The 13,386-nt window shown below is 71.3% G+C and carries 16 protein-coding genes; all 16 read right to left on the reverse strand.

Going from position 1 to position 13,386, the window contains the following annotated elements; genetic code table 11:
* Window positions 1–4 precede the first annotated feature (4 nt).
* Window positions 5–793: a flagellar biosynthetic protein FliR gene (gene fliR, locus KOD61_RS03280; protein WP_215219638.1), complete on the reverse strand. Its 789-nt coding sequence runs from the start codon at window positions 791–793 to the stop codon at window positions 5–7.
* Between the two features lie 10 nt (window positions 794–803).
* Window positions 804–1,073, reverse strand: coding sequence for a flagellar biosynthetic protein FliQ (locus KOD61_RS03285; RefSeq protein WP_215219639.1), 270 nt, complete (start codon window positions 1,071–1,073; stop codon window positions 804–806).
* A gap of 10 nt (window positions 1,074–1,083) precedes the next feature.
* Complete coding sequence (fliP, locus tag KOD61_RS03290) at window positions 1,084–1,863, reverse strand: flagellar type III secretion system pore protein FliP (RefSeq protein ID WP_251370684.1); 780 nt, start codon at window positions 1,861–1,863, stop codon at window positions 1,084–1,086.
* Window positions 1,864–1,952: 89 nt separating this feature from the next.
* Window positions 1,953–2,597, reverse strand: a complete 645-nt coding sequence (fliO, locus tag KOD61_RS03295) for a flagellar biosynthetic protein FliO (protein WP_215219640.1) — start codon at window positions 2,595–2,597, stop codon at window positions 1,953–1,955.
* Window positions 2,594–2,935 (reverse strand): flagellar motor switch protein FliN, encoded by a 342-nt coding sequence (gene fliN, locus KOD61_RS03300; protein ID WP_215219641.1) that lies wholly within the window; start codon window positions 2,933–2,935, stop codon window positions 2,594–2,596. Before fliN ends, fliO begins: the two co-directional genes overlap by 4 nt.
* Window positions 2,932–3,936: a flagellar motor switch protein FliM gene (gene fliM, locus KOD61_RS03305; protein ID WP_215219642.1), complete on the reverse strand. Its 1,005-nt coding sequence runs from the start codon at window positions 3,934–3,936 to the stop codon at window positions 2,932–2,934. Before fliM ends, fliN begins: the two co-directional genes overlap by 4 nt.
* Window positions 3,937–3,955: 19 nt before the next feature.
* On the reverse strand, window positions 3,956–4,447 hold the full coding sequence (locus tag KOD61_RS03310) for a flagellar basal body-associated FliL family protein (protein WP_215219643.1): 492 nt from the start codon (window positions 4,445–4,447) through the stop codon (window positions 3,956–3,958).
* Window positions 4,448–4,682: 235 nt separating this feature from the next.
* Window positions 4,683–5,858 carry a flagellar hook-length control protein FliK gene (locus KOD61_RS03315; RefSeq protein ID WP_215219644.1) on the reverse strand — a complete coding sequence of 392 codons (1,176 nt, stop codon included), beginning with the start codon at window positions 5,856–5,858 and terminating at the stop codon, window positions 4,683–4,685.
* Window positions 5,855–6,310: a flagellar export protein FliJ gene (fliJ, locus tag KOD61_RS03320; protein ID WP_215219645.1), complete on the reverse strand. Its 456-nt coding sequence runs from the start codon at window positions 6,308–6,310 to the stop codon at window positions 5,855–5,857. The genes KOD61_RS03315 and fliJ overlap by 4 nt, the downstream gene beginning before the upstream one ends.
* The gene (gene fliI / locus KOD61_RS03325; protein WP_215219646.1) at window positions 6,307–7,725 is read right to left on the reverse strand and encodes a flagellar protein export ATPase FliI; all 1,419 of its coding nucleotides are present in this window, start codon (window positions 7,723–7,725) and stop codon (window positions 6,307–6,309) included. The genes fliJ and fliI overlap by 4 nt, the downstream gene beginning before the upstream one ends.
* Window positions 7,722–8,351 carry a FliH/SctL family protein gene (locus tag KOD61_RS03330; protein WP_215219647.1) on the reverse strand — a complete coding sequence of 210 codons (630 nt, stop codon included), beginning with the start codon at window positions 8,349–8,351 and terminating at the stop codon, window positions 7,722–7,724. The genes fliI and KOD61_RS03330 overlap by 4 nt, the downstream gene beginning before the upstream one ends.
* A complete protein-coding gene (gene fliG / locus KOD61_RS03335; protein WP_215219648.1) occupies window positions 8,348–9,376 on the reverse strand; it encodes a flagellar motor switch protein FliG in 1,029 nt (342 codons plus the stop codon). Before fliG ends, KOD61_RS03330 begins: the two co-directional genes overlap by 4 nt.
* On the reverse strand, window positions 9,369–11,018 hold the full coding sequence (gene fliF, locus KOD61_RS03340; RefSeq protein WP_215219649.1) for a flagellar basal-body MS-ring/collar protein FliF: 1,650 nt from the start codon (window positions 11,016–11,018) through the stop codon (window positions 9,369–9,371). The genes fliG and fliF overlap by 8 nt, the downstream gene beginning before the upstream one ends.
* A 67-nt stretch (window positions 11,019–11,085) precedes the next feature.
* Window positions 11,086–11,457 (reverse strand): flagellar hook-basal body complex protein FliE, encoded by a 372-nt coding sequence (fliE, locus tag KOD61_RS03345; RefSeq protein WP_215219650.1) that lies wholly within the window; start codon window positions 11,455–11,457, stop codon window positions 11,086–11,088.
* Window positions 11,458–11,562: 105 nt separating this feature from the next.
* Window positions 11,563–12,984 carry a sigma-54 dependent transcriptional regulator gene (locus tag KOD61_RS03350; RefSeq protein ID WP_215219651.1) on the reverse strand — a complete coding sequence of 474 codons (1,422 nt, stop codon included), beginning with the start codon at window positions 12,982–12,984 and terminating at the stop codon, window positions 11,563–11,565.
* A gap of 6 nt (window positions 12,985–12,990) precedes the next feature.
* Window positions 12,991–13,383 (reverse strand): response regulator, encoded by a 393-nt coding sequence (locus tag KOD61_RS03355; RefSeq protein WP_215219652.1) that lies wholly within the window; start codon window positions 13,381–13,383, stop codon window positions 12,991–12,993.
* Between the last annotated feature and the right edge of the window lie 3 nt (window positions 13,384–13,386).

Here is a 13,386-nt window from a genome sequence, read left to right on the forward strand (position 1 = left end):
GTTGCTACGGGGTCAGTGCGCGGGCGGCGAGGAAGGCATCCTCGAACAGCCGCTGCACCGGCCCCTGCAGTTCCCGTGCCAGCAGGCTCAGCAGGACCAGGCCGACCAGCAACGCGACCGGCAGGCCGATCTGGATCGGATTGAGCGAGGCGGCCGCGCGCGACAGCACGCCGAACGCCAGGTTGGACGCCAGCAGTGCCATCATCACCGGCAGCGCCAGCAGCAGGCCGACGCGCAGGCAGGTGCCGAAGAACGCCGGCAGCGCGGCGAGGAAATCGCCCAGGTCGGCCAGTGGCGTGCCGATCGGAAGTGCCCGGTAGCTGTCGACCAGCAGGTTGACCAGCGCCAGGTGGCCGTCGAGGGTGAAGAACAGCAGCCCGAACACCAGGAAGAACCACTGCGACAGCACGTTCGACGATGCGCCGCTGAGCGGGTCGGCCATGGTCGCGAACGACAGGCCCATGCCCTGGCTGATCAGCTCGCCGGCGAATTGCCCGGCCTCGAAAGCCAGCCGCAGCACCAGCCCCAGCGCGATGCCGACCGCGAACTCGCGGACCACGTTGAGCACGGTGGCGGCGTTGACCGCGGCCGGGGGCGGTTCGGGCAGTACCGTCGACATCGCCGCGGACAGCGCCAGTGCCAGGATCAGGCGCGCCTGCACCGGCATGCCGCGTCCACCCACCATCGGCAGCACCTGCAGCGCGGCGCCGATGCGTAGCAGGTGCCATAGCACCGCGGCGAGCATGCCGAACAGGTTGAGCCCGTCGACGGTGGTGGCGGTGACCGGGTCCATCGAGCGCGGATCAGCCGATCAGGTGCGGGATGCGCTGGAACAGGTCGATGGTGAACGACACCAGCCGGCCGAGCAGGAAGTGACCGGTCAGCGCCAGCACCGCCACCAGCGCGATGGCCTTGGCCACGAAGGCGATCGTCTGCTCGTTGATCTGGGTGGCGGCCTGGATCACGCCGACCATCACGCCGATGACCAGCACCGCCAGCAGCGGCGGCGCGCCGAGCAGCAGCGCCATCTGCAGGCCGCGGCCGATTTCGGTGAGGGCGACTTCGGGCGTCATCGTCGCGCGCTCAGAGGTTGAAGCTGGCGGCGAGCGAGCCGACCACCAGCACCCAGCCGTCGACCAGCACGAACAGCAGGATCTTGAACGGCGCCGAGATCATCATCGGCGACAGCATCATCATGCCCATCGACATCAGCACGCTGGCGACCACCAGGTCGATGATCACGAACGGGATGTAGATCAGGAACGCGATCTCGAACGCGGTCTTGAGCTCGCTGGTAAGGAACGAAGCGGCCAGCACGCCGAACGGCACGTCCTGCGGCGAGGCGTACGGCCCCGTGCCCGACAGGCCGGCGAAGGTCATCAGGTCGTTCTCGCGGATCTGGCCGAGCATGAAGCCGCGGAAGGGCTCCAGCGCGGCGGTCCAGGCCTGGCGGAACTCCATCTGGTCGTTGAGGTAGGGCGAGATCGCGCTCACCCAGGCCTGGTCGAACACCGGCATCATCACCATCGCCGTCAGGAACAGCGCCAGTGCAAGCAGCACCTGGTTGCTGGGGGTCTGGCCGGTGCCGAGTGCCTGCCGCAGCAGGCCCAGCACGATGATGATGCGGGTGAACGCGGTCAGCCCCAGCAGCGCCGCCGGCAACAGCGTGATAGCCGTCATCAGCAGCAGCACCTGCAGCGGCATGCTGACCGGCTCGCCGCCGATGTTGCCGACGTTGACCGACGGCAACGGCGTGCTGGCGGCCGGGGCGGCAGCGGGCTGCATCTGCGCCTGGGCCTGCGCGGCCGCTGGGGCGGTCTGCGCGTCGGCCGGTGCGACGAAGCCGGCGAACGCCAGCACCATCGCCAGCACGGCGCCGATGCGCATCAAGCGGGCCGCCAGGCCGGCGCCGCTGCGGCGGCCCTTGATGGCGACGATCTGTCGGGGCGTGCTCATGCGGGCTTCTTTCCGAACTGCTGCGCGAGCACCTGTGCGAACGGCGACGGGCCGTTGGCGGGCATCGGCAGCGGCTGCTCGAGGGTGTGCAGGGTGCGCGTGCCGCCGGGGCCGGTGGCCAGCAGCAGCTGGGTCTCGCCGACGGCCACGACCACCACCCGCTCGCGCGGCCCGAGTGCCAGCGAGCCCACGACCTTCAGTGCCGGGTTGCTGGCGCCGCCCAGGCCGGGGACCCGCTTGGCGAGCCAGGCCAACAACAGGATGAAACCGATCACCAGCAGCAGCGTGACCACCGTGGTGCCGACCATGCCGGCGCCGCTCTGCGGCTCGCCGAACGACGGCGCGACGGTGGTGGAGGCGGTGGTGGTCGTGGCGACCGGCTGCCCTTCGGCGAACGCGGTGGCGGCGGTGCGCGTAGTGGCGGGCGAGGGCACCGGCGCCGCGGCAGCGCCGGTGGTTGCGACGGTCGCGTCATTGATGCTCGCCGCCGGCGTATCGGCGGTGCCAGGCGCCGACGTTGCGGACGCAGCGGCCTCCGATGCGGGCGGCAACGGTTCGACCCGCGCCACGCCGCTGGTCGCGGCCAGCGGCCAGGTCTGCGCCGCGACCGACACGTCGCTGGAGATCGGCGAGGGGTTCATCGCAGCCGCTTGATCCGCTCGGCCGGGCTGACCACGTCGGTCAGGCGCACACCGAAGCGGTCGTTGACCACGACCACCTCGCCCTGCGCGATCAGCGTGCCGTTGACGAACACGTCGAGCGGTTCGCCGGCGCCGCGCTCCAGCTCGACCACGGAACCCTGGTTGAGCTGCAGCAGGTTGCGGATCGGGATGCGCGTGCGGCCGACCTCCAGTGACAGCGATACCGATACGTCGAGGATCACGTCGAGGTTGAGGTCGACGCCGGTGGAGGCATCGGCGGTCAGCGTCTCGAACGAGGCGCGGGCCGGGTCGGCAAGGGCGGAGTCGTGTGCGTTCATGGCGTTGTCAGGCTGGCAAGGGAGGGGACGGAGCGGGCGGCGTGGACGGAGGTGACCTTGATCGCGTTGCGGCCGTTGTGGCTGCCGAACTCGCCGGAGAACAGCGGCATCTGCTCGACCTGCAGCTGCACGGTCTGCGGCAGGTCGATCGGGATGACGTCGCCGACCTTGAGCCGGCACAACTCGCGCAGGCTGATCTGGCGCTGCGTCAGCGCGCAGGCCAGCTCGACCTCGGCGTCCTGCAGCTGGGTGCGCATCGCACGCGTCCAGCCCTCGTCGCGCTCGACCCGGTCGCTCTGCACACCGGCGTCGAGCTGCTCGCGGATCGGCTCGAGCATCGAGTACGGCAGCGAGACGTGGAACTCGCCACCGCCGCCCTCGAGCTCCACGTGGAAGCGGCTGACGACGATGTACTCGCGCGGACTGATGATGTTGGCGAAGTGCGGGTTGACCTCGGAGTTGAGGTACTCGAACTCCACCGGCATCACTGGCGCCCACGCCTCGACCAGGTCGGCGAAGGTCTGCTTGAGCAGCAACTGGATGACGCGCATCTCGGTGGCGGTGAACTCGCGCCCCTCGATGCGGGTGTGGTACTTCCCGTTGCCGCCGAAGAAGTTGTCGACCACGGTGAACACCAGCCGCGGCTCGTACACCACCAGCGCGGTGCCGCGCAGCGGCTTCATCTTCACCATGTTGAGGTTGTTGGGCACCTGGAGCGAGTGCATGTACTCGCCGAATCGCATCAGGTCGACCCCACGCACCGACAGGTCGGCAGAGCGTCGCAGCAGGTTGAACAGGCCGATGCGCCAGGTGCGCGCAAAGCGCTCGTTGATCATCTCCAGCGTCGGCAGCCGGCCGCGAACGATCCGGTCCTGGCTGGCGAAGTCGTAGCTGCGGGCCTCGCCGGGCGCCGGCGGGGCGTCCTCGGTGTCGACCGCGCCGCTGTCGACGCCATGCAGCAGGGCGTCGATTTCGTCTTGTGACAGCAGGTCGCTGCTCATGGGGTCGTATCCGGATGCGTTACTGGGTGACCAGGCTGGTGAACAGCACGGCCTCGACCTTGCTGGCGGCGGACTCGGCGCGCAGCACCGCGACCACTTCGGCGCGGGCCTTTTCCTGCAGGCGTTCCTTGCCGCTGCGCTGCACCAGCTGGGCGGCGGTCTGCTGGCCGAACAGCAGCAGCAGGCGGTTACGGATTGCCGGGGTGTGCACTTCGAGCGCGGCGGCGGTGGCCGCGTCGCGGGTCATGATCTGCACGTCCGCCTGCAGGTACCGGACCGCGTCGGTGTCGGCCAGGTTGACCACGAACGCCGGCTCCAGCGCGTAGTAGCTGGCCGGGGGGCGCGCCGGCTTGGCTGGTGTCGTCGTGGTGCCCGCCGCGGCAGGCGCCGCGCGGGTCTGCATGAACCACCAGGCACCCCCGCCGGCGATCGCCAGCAGCAGGACGACGACGATGATCCAGGGCAGCTTGCTGCCGCTTGCGGCAGGGGCGGTGGAACTCTGGGCAGGCACGCGGACACTCCATCGGTGGGTGCCCAGCTCCGTGCAAGGGGTGTGCCGCGACGCGGACCGGACCCCTGCCGGGGAATTGACGCGGAGATGAACGGACCGGTGACCGCTTGTCGACGCGGCCGCGTGCGCAATGCCCCGGCCCATGTAGGAGCGGCTTCAGCCGCGATCGGCGGGCGGTGTCTGATACCGGGGCATTCGATCGCGGCTGAAGCCGCTCCTACAGCGGGCCGGAGGCTCAGGCGTACTCGTCCAGCAGTCCGCGGGTGTGGGTGAACCGGGCCGGGCGCTCGATCGGGTCGTTGCCTTCGCCCGGGCCGCGTGCGGTGTCGCTGCCGCGGTCCGCGTTGCCCTGGCTGTCGCGCGCCGCCTTGTTGCCACCGTGGCCGACGTTGCTGTGGGCCAGCTGCAGGCCGTGCTGGTCGAGCATGTCGCGCAGGCGGCCGACGCTGCTTTCCAGTGCCTGGCGGACGTCGGCGCTGGCGGAGTGGAACTCGGCAGTGACGCGGTTGCCGTCGATCTGCAGGCGCACGTCGATGGTGCCGAGGGTTTCGGGGTTCAGGCGGATCTCGGCGCGGCCGATGCGCTGCTCGGCGAGCCAGCCGATGCGTGCGCCGAAGGCGTCGTCGAAGCCGGCGTCGGGGTCGGCGGGGAATGCGAGCGCGGGCTGGCTGATGGCGGTGGCGGCACGGGTGGTCGTGGTCCCCGGCGCGGCGGCGCCCGGCGGCAACGTGCGCTCACCCGGTTCGAAGTCGGGAAGCGCGTCGGGCGTGGCGGTGTCCAGCGAAGGCTCGAGCATTGCCGCGAAGTCGACGGCTTCCGCAGCGGCCCCGGCCACTGCTGTGTTTGCCGCGGGCAGCGTCGGCATCGCGAGGCCCGGTACCGGGCCCGTGGCCGCACCGGATGCGGTGGCGGTGGTGGGGGGCGCGGGAATGGCCGCGTCATCCAGTGGTGTCGCCGCCGCGGCGCCGTCGACCATGCCTGGTAGCAACAGCGAGGGCGTTGCCGGTGCCAGCAGTCCGGTTGCGCCGTGGCCAGGCCCGGTCGGTGGCGCTGCGGAGCCGGGCGCGGGCACTGCGGCGTCGCGCCAGCCACCGATCATGGCGAACAGCTGGTCGGGGAGTGCGGCTTCCGCGGTCCCGTCGACGGTCCGCTCTGTTGCCTCCGTCGCTTCGGCATCGATGCCGTCATCACGAGCGGAAGCCGGCGCGTCGGGCCGTGACGAGGCGCGTGCCGAGGCGCCGCGGGGTTCGGCGGCGCGCGGTCCGACGTCGGCCCGCGACCCGTCGCTGCGCGCAGGATTCATCAGTTGCTCGAAGCGGTCCTCGCCGGATGCTCCGGCATCGGCCGCGCCCTTGCGCGCCGCACCCGTGGCGGAACCGGAGGCCGGTGTGGAAAGGGCCGACGCGATCACGCCGGCACCTCGCCGTCGCCACCGCCCGCCCCGTTTCGCACACGGCGCGCGCCCAGGTCGTCCAGCTCACGCTGCACGCGCTGCTCGGCCACGCGGGACTCCTCGGCGCGATAACTGGCCGACAGCTTTTCCAGCACGTGGGTCTCCCGGCTGGCCAGCATCAGGCGTGCACGCTCGACGTCGCAGTGCTGGCGGGTGTCGTCGACCACGCGGCTCTGCTGCGCGACCGCCGCGTCCAGCCGCTCGCGGAAGGCGAGGCGGTTGGCCAGCAGCGCCGGGTTGGTGATGGTGGCGGCGGGCGCGGAATACTCGGCGGCGTAGCGACGCAGCGCATCCAGCCGCTGCTCCTGCTCGGCCAGGGTGCGGTCGCGCTCGGCGACCTCGCGGGCAACATCGTCCTGGCGTTGCTGCTTGACCCGCAGCAGCGGGTCGAGCCGTTGCGATCGCGTCATCGTGCAGGCTCCTGGGCGTGGGTGGTGGCGTGGGTGGCGGGCGCGGGCTCGCGGGTGTCGTCGAGCAGGCGTGCCAGCGCGGCGCGGCTGGCCTCCACGTCGGAGGCCTCGGTTACGTCCTGGCCCAGGAACTCGAGGATCTTCGGCCAGCGCGCCAGTGCCTCGTCGACCACCGGGTCGCTACCGCGCTGGTAGGCGCCGATGGCGATCAGGTCGCGCTGGGCGTTGTAGGCGGCCATCAGCCGCTTGAGCTTGCGGATTCGCTCGCGCCACGGGGCGTCGGTGATCTCCTGCATCACGCGGCTGACCGAGACCTCGACGTCGATGGCCGGGTACTGGCCGGCGTCGGCGATACGGCGGGTCAGCACGATGTGGCCGTCGAGGATCGCGCGGGCAGCGTCGGCGATGGGTTCCTGCTGGTCGTCGCCTTCGGTCAGCACGGTGTAGAAGGCGGTGATCGAGCCGCGGCCGTCGGCGCCGTTGCCGGCACGCTCCACCAGCTGCGGCAGCTTGGCGAACACGCTCGGCGGGTAGCCGCGGGTAGTCGGCGGCTCGCCGACCGACAGGCCGATCTCGCGTTGCGCATGCGCGAAACGGGTCAGCGAGTCCATCAGCAAGAGCACGTGCAGGCCCTGGTCGCGGTACCACTCGGCGATCGCGGTCGCGCGCAACGCGCCGTGCAGGCGGGCCAGCGGCGGGCGGTCGGCGGGGGTGGCGACGACGACCGAGCGCCGCAGGCCTTCCTCGCCCAGCGTGCTTTCGACGAAGTCACGCACCTCGCGGCCGCGTTCGCCGATCAGGCCGACCACGATGACGTCGGCGGCGGTGTAGCGGGTCATCATGCCCAGCAGCGTCGACTTGCCGACGCCGGAACCGGCGAACAGCCCGATGCGCTGGCCGCGGCCGATCGGCAGCAAGGCGTTGATCGCGCGCACGCCGACATCGAGCGAACGGGTGATCGGTTCGCGGGTCAGCGGGTTGATCGCCACGCCGCCCAGCCCGACCCAGCTTTCCGGCCGGATCGGCCCGCGGCCATCCAGCGGGACGCCGTCGCTGTCGATCACGCGGCCCAGCAGGCCTTCGCCGACCGCCACTTCACCCTCGCGGCGGGTGGTCACCACGCGCGCGTTGGGCAGCAGGCCTGCCAGGTCGGCGGTGGGCATCAGGAAGGTGCGGTCGCCGGAGAAGCCGACCACCTCGGCATCGACCCAGTGGCCACCGGCGGTCTCGACCCGGCAGCGCGAGCCCAGCGGCGCCGAGCAGCCCGATGCCTCCAGCGTCAGGCCGACGGCGCGGCGGAGCACGCCCTCGCGGGCCAGCCCGAGCGACGGCGGCTGCGCACCGGATGCGGCCAGCCGTGCCGCCAGTCGCAGGTTGCGGGCTTCTTCCCAGTGTTCGGCGGCGACGGTGGTCATGTGCGCGGCTCCGTCACCGGTGTGTTGACGAAGGCATCCAGGCAGGCCTGCAACCGCGCGGCGAGGGTGCCGTCGATGCGCATGCTCTCGCTGTGCAGTCGCAGTTCGCCGCGGGCCAGCGCGGAGTCGGCGGTCAGGCGCACGCCGCTGAGGCCGGCCAGGTGCGGCGCGAGCACGCCCAGGTCGTCGGGATGCAGGCGCAGTTCGACCTCGCGCGAGCTGGTGCCGACGGCGTCGAGCGCCTCGCGCACCAGGTCGGCCAGCAGGGTGGGGTCGGCAACGTAGCTGCGGCCGAGCAGGGCGCCGGCGATGCGCACCGCCAGGTCGCCGAGTGCGTCCGCCACTTCACCGTCGAGGCGGGCCAGCGGGCGCGTGAAACCGTCGAGGATGCCTTCGATGCGGGCGAGTTGCCGGCGCACCTCGACCTGGCCGGCGGCCAGGCCTTCGGCGTGACCGGCCGCGTAGCCTTCGTCATGCGCGGCGCGTTCGAGCGCCTGCAGGTCTTCCACGCTCGGTGGTGGCGGCAGCGGTTCCGGCTCGACGTAGGCCAGTCCCGGAGCGGTCCAGCGCACCGCGCCCGATGCGTCCGCGTCGGCGAAGCGCGCGTGCAGGGCCGTCTCGCTCATACGAACGCCTCGGCCTTGGCGGCGAGTTGGATGGTGCCGTCATCGGCCATCTTGCGGACCGTGGCGAGGATCTCCTTCTGGGCGGCCTCGACCTCGGCCAGCCGCACCGGGCCGCGCGCCTCCATGTCCTCCAGCAGGATCTCGGCCGCGCGCTGCGACATGTTGGTGGTGATCTTCTCGCGCACCCGCGGGTCGGCGCCGCGCAGCGCGACCGCCAGCTTGTCGGACGGAATGTCGCGCAGCACGGTCTGGATCGCGCGGTCGTCGATCTCGGCAAGGTTGTCGAACACGAACATCAGGTCGCGGATGCGGGTGCCGAGCGCGTCGTCGATCTCGCCGATGCTGCCCAGGATCACCTCGTCCTGGCCGGAGTCCATGAAGTTGAGGATGTTGGCCGCGACCTTGATGCCGCCGACCGACGACGACTTGATGTTCTGGCTGCCGGAGAACTGCCGCGCCATGACGTCGTTGAGTTCGTTGAGCGCGTTGGGCGGGATCCCGTCGAGCGTGGCGATGCGCACCAGCACGTCCGGGCGGACGCGCTCGGGCAGCACCTTGATGACGTCGGCGGCCTGGTCGGGGTCCAGGTGCGACAGGACGATGGCGATTATCTGCGGGTGCTCGTTGCGGACCAGGTCGGCGATCGCGCGCGGCTCCATCCACTTCAGCGTGTCCAGCCCGGAGGTGTTGCGGCCGGCCAGGATGCGGTCGATCAGGCTGCTGGCGCGCTCCTCGCCGAGCGCCTGGGTCAGCACCGCGCGGATGTAGTCGTCGGCCGAGCCGAGCGCGCCGGGCTGGGCCAGCACGTCGACGAAGTCGTCGAACACCTGGGCGACGGAGTCATGCGAGATGCCGCCCACCGAGGTCATCGCCAGGCCGAGCTTCTGCACTTCCTTCGCGCTCATGTGCTTGAGCACCTCGGCGGCTTGGCTCTCGCCCAGCGAGAGCAGCACCACCGCCGCGCGCTGGGTGCCGCTGAGGGCGTCGAGCTTGCGGCTGGTCGCCTGCTGGTTCGGATCAGCCATCGGATTCCACCCAGTTGCGCACCACGTTGGCGACCCGCTTGGGGTCGTTGCTGACCGCCGTCTTGGCGACCTGCAGTTTCTCGTCGAAGTTCAGCGCCGCCTCGGCCGTGACGCGCGGTTGCGGGCGCGGCTTCTCGGCCGGGGCCGACAGCGTCACCGGGATCTCCTCGTCCTCGGGCAGCACGGTGACCGTCGCCGTATGCGGCACCTTGGGCGCCAGCAACTGGCGGAAGGCCGGGCGCAGCACGGTGAGGATCAGCACCAGCACCGCCAGCCCGCCCAGGCCGATGCGCAGCAATTCGCGTGCACGCGGGTGCTGCCAGAACGGCGGGGCTTCCGGCGCGTCCAGCGCATCGCCACGGGCGAACGGCGCGTTGACCACCGACACCATGTCGCCGCGGGTGGCGTTGTAGCCGATCGCCTGCTGCACCAGCGTCTCGATCCTCGCCAGCTCGGTGTCGGTGAGCGCGCGCTGGGTGGTCTTGCCGTCGGCGCCCGGCTGCGGGACGTTGTCGACCAGCACCGCTGCGGTGACGCGGGTGATCTGGCCCGGCCCCTGGCGGGTATGGGTCAGCGTGCGGTCGATTTCGTAGTTGCGTACTGCCGTGCGCGCGCCGGTGCCGCCGCTACCCGCGGCGGCAGGTGCGGCGGCAGCGGCGGCGGCCGTGGCGGTGTCGGGGTTGTTGCTGGCACTGCCCGGAACACCCTGCGGCCCGGCCAGTGCCGCCAGGTCGCCGGACTCGGAGACCTGCTCGCTGCGGATCATCGCAGGGTCGGGACCGTAGGTCTCGCTGGCCTGCTCGGTCTCGGCGAAATTCATGTCGATGCTGACCTGCGCACTCACCCGACCCGGGCCGGCCAGCGGTTCCAGCAATTCCTGGATGCGCTGTACATAGACCGCCTCGGCGCGGCGCTGCTGCTCGAAGCGCTGCGCGGTCAGCGCCGACTCGCTGTCGGGGTTGTCGTTGGACAGCATGCGGCCGAACTGGTCGACCACGGTGACGTTGTCGGACGGCATCTGCGGCACGCTGGAGGCGACCAGGTGCTCGATTGCCGCGACCTGGCCCGGCTCGAGCACGCTGCCGCTGCGCAGGTGCAGCACCACCGATGCACTGGCGGGCTCCTTCTGGCGGGTGAACGCGCTCGGCTTGGGCAGCGCCAGGTGCACGCGCGCCTCGCGCACCGGACGCAGGTTGGCGATGGTGCGGGCCAGTTCGGTTTCCAGCGCGTGCTGGTAGCGCGCGTTTTCGACGAACTGGCTGGTGCCGAAGCCCTGGTCGCCCTGCAGCATCTCGAAGCCGCCACCCTCGGCGGCCGGCAACCCCGCGGCCGCCAGCGCCAGCCGCGCCTTGCCGATCTGGTCGGACTCCACCGACAGCGCGCCGCTGCCCGAATCGATCCGGTAGGGGATCTGGGCGGTGCGCAGCAGGTCGGACGCCTCGGCGGTGGAGCGTGCGTCCAGGCCGGCGAACACCGGCACGTAGTCCGGCTTCTGGGTCCAGAAGAACAGCCACAGCCCGAGCGCGATCACCGCCGCGACCAGCGCGAACAGGCCGAGCTGGCGCACCGCGGGGATGTCCTGCAGCGGGCCGAGGTTGCGCAGGTTGCTGGCGGCGTTCTTGGGCAGTTCGATGACGCTCATCGGTACGGTCTCAAAGGGTGCGGCAGGTCATTCCGTGGGAACGACGGAGGTCTGGCGGGCGCGGCCGTCAGATCGGCATGTTCATGACGTCCTGGTAGGACTGCACCAGCCGGTTGCGCACCTCGGCGGTCGCCTTGAACGCGACCGACGACTGCTGCATCGCCACCATCACCCGCGCCAGGTCGGCGCGCGGGTCGCCCATTTCGAAGGCCTTCTGCAGTTCGGCCGACTCGTGCTGCACCCTGCTGACGTTGTCGAGCGCGTTGTTGAGGGTCTGGCTGAAGCCCGGCGCCTGGACGCCGGTCGCGCGGCCGACGCCATCCGGGCGCAGGGCCTGCGGGTTGATCGCGGTGCCGGCGGGCGCGTCGGCCAGCGGGCCGCGCGCGCGCATCTCGTGGGCGCGGATCTGGGAAAGGATCGATGAAATCGCGTCGGTCATTGCGTGGCTTGCGCGTTCAGCGGGTCTGCCTGTTCATAAGCAAGCCGCGTGCCACGGATGCGCCGGGAACCCGTCGCGCCGCCGGCGCGCCCGGGTGCCGGCGTCTCAGTCCCGCTCGATGCCGTACTTGCGCAGCTTCTCGACCAGGGTGGTGCGGCGCAGGCCCAGCAGCGGCGCGGCGTGCGCAACGACGCCGTCGGCCTGCTGCAGCGCGGCGCGGATCAGCTCCAGCTCGATCTCGGCGATGTGGCTGCGCAGGTCCAGGCCTTCGGCGGGCAGGGTGGCGGTCGGCGAATACGCGGCCGGGTCGGCCACGCGCGGCTCCGTCATCGGGGCGGCGGCCGGCAGCTCGTCTTCGAGGCCTTCCGGCATCGCGGCGCGGTAGCGCGCCGGCAGGTCGGCCGCACGCACGTTGCCGGACGGGTGCAGCACGGCCAGCCGCTCCAGCAGGTTGCTCAGCTCGCGCACGTTGCCCGGCCAGTCGTAATGGGCCAGGGCGGCGACCGCGCTGGCGGCCAGGCTGACCCGCCCGCGGCCGCTGTCGGCCAGCTGCCGGGTGATGGCGGCGATCAGGTCGGGCAGGTCGGTGACGCGCTCGCGCAGCGGCGGCATCTCGATCGGGAACACGTTGAGGCGGTAGAACAGGTCCTCGCGGAACTTGCCCTCGTGGATGTGCGCCTCGAGGTTGCGGTGCGTCGCGGCGACCACGCGCACGTCGCAGTGGATCAGGGTGGTGCCGCCGACGCGCTCGAACGTGCGTTCCTGCAGCACGCGCAGCAGCTTGACCTGCATCGGCATCGGCATGTCGCCGATCTCGTCGAGCAGCAGGGTGCCGCCCTCGGCCATCTCGAAGCGGCCCTTGCGCTGGGTCAGCGCGCCGGTGAAGGCGCCCTTCTCGTGGCCGAACAGTTCGCTCTCGAGCAGGTCCGGCGGGATCGCGCCGCAGTTGATCGCCACGAACGGCTTGTTCGCACGCCTGGAGCGCTGGTGGACCGCGCGTGCGGCGACCTCCTTGCCGGTCCCGGACTCGCCGAGGATCAGCACGGTGGTATCGAACGGCGCCACCTGGTCGATCATGCGCGAGAGCTCGAGCACGGCTGGGCTGCGGCCGGTAGGACCGCCACCGGCGGACTGCTCGCGGCGCTCGTCCTCGTCGATGCGCTTCAGGCTGGCGCGGCGCAGGGCTTCCTGCAACTGCACCCGGCGCAGCGGGTAGTCCAGCGGCCACTGGGTCTCGGGATGCAGGCCCGCGCGCCAGGCAGCGTCGGGCGCGTGGCCCGGCAGCACCAGCAACGGCGGGTGCAGCGGCTGCGCGCCGAGCCAGTCGACGAAGGCCTGCCAATCGGTGCCATCGCCGACGTCGCCCACCACAACGGCCACCCAGTCGCTGGCGCGCGCCTTCTTCAGGTCGACGTCCGAGGCCTCGGTGACGATGCGCGGGGTGAAGTCCATGAACTCCAGCAGCGTCGCCACGTGCTCGGCGCGGTCCATGTCGCGCTCGACGACGAGGATGCGGGATTCGCTCATCGCCGCTTACGCCTGGTCGGTCGCCGTGCGGCTGGCGACGAGCGCCTCCAGCAGCGGGACCACGTCGTGGATGTAGGACAGCTTGCTGACGAATGCGTCCGCGCCGGCACGCAGGGCGTGCTCGCGGTGTTCGGCGTCGTCGAAGTGGCTGGCGATGACGATGTAGGGCGGGTTGTCCTGCGCCTTGATCAGGCGCGTGGCCTGCAGCCCGCCCATTTCCGGCATCGCCAGGTCCATCAGCACCGCGTCGGGACGCAGCGCCTCGCACTGGGCGATCGCCTCGATGCCGTTGCCGGCCGAGCCGACGATGTCGAGCCAGTCGATCCGGCGCAGGTGGCGCATCGCCGCGTTGATGAAGCCTTCGTGGTCGTCGACCAGCAACAGTCTCACGGTGCTCATGGG

Source organism: Lysobacter luteus, from assembly GCF_907164845.1.
GTDB lineage: Bacteria > Pseudomonadota > Gammaproteobacteria > Xanthomonadales > Xanthomonadaceae > Novilysobacter > Novilysobacter luteus.

Coding starts and splice junctions, on each gene's coding strand:
- KOD61_RS03350 (WP_215219651.1), bottom strand. CDS start 12,984: ATGAGCGAATCCCGCATCCTCGTCGTCGAGCGCGACATGGACCGCGCC.
- fliE (WP_215219650.1), bottom strand. CDS start 11,457: ATGACCGACGCGATTTCATCGATCCTTTCCCAGATCCGCGCCCACGAG.
- fliO (WP_215219640.1), bottom strand. CDS start 2,597: ATGAACCCCTCGCCGATCTCCAGCGACGTGTCGGTCGCGGCGCAGACC.
- fliJ (WP_215219645.1), bottom strand. CDS start 6,310: ATGACGCGATCGCAACGGCTCGACCCGCTGCTGCGGGTCAAGCAGCAA.
- fliG (WP_215219648.1), bottom strand. CDS start 9,376: ATGGCTGATCCGAACCAGCAGGCGACCAGCCGCAAGCTCGACGCCCTC.
- fliR (WP_215219638.1), bottom strand. CDS start 793: ATGGACCCGGTCACCGCCACCACCGTCGACGGGCTCAACCTGTTCGGC.
- fliM (WP_215219642.1), bottom strand. CDS start 3,936: ATGAGCAGCGACCTGCTGTCACAAGACGAAATCGACGCCCTGCTGCAT.
- KOD61_RS03330 (WP_215219647.1), bottom strand. CDS start 8,351: ATGAGCGAGACGGCCCTGCACGCGCGCTTCGCCGACGCGGACGCATCG.
- KOD61_RS03355 (WP_215219652.1), bottom strand. CDS start 13,383: ATGAGCACCGTGAGACTGTTGCTGGTCGACGACCACGAAGGCTTCATC.
- fliP (WP_251370684.1), bottom strand. CDS start 1,863: ATGGTGCTGGCGTTCGCCGGCTTCGTCGCACCGGCCGACGCGCAGACC.
- fliF (WP_215219649.1), bottom strand. CDS start 11,018: ATGAGCGTCATCGAACTGCCCAAGAACGCCGCCAGCAACCTGCGCAAC.
- fliI (WP_215219646.1), bottom strand. CDS start 7,725: ATGACCACCGTCGCCGCCGAACACTGGGAAGAAGCCCGCAACCTGCGA.
- fliN (WP_215219641.1), bottom strand. CDS start 2,935: ATGAACGCACACGACTCCGCCCTTGCCGACCCGGCCCGCGCCTCGTTC.
- KOD61_RS03285 (WP_215219639.1), bottom strand. CDS start 1,073: ATGACGCCCGAAGTCGCCCTCACCGAAATCGGCCGCGGCCTGCAGATG.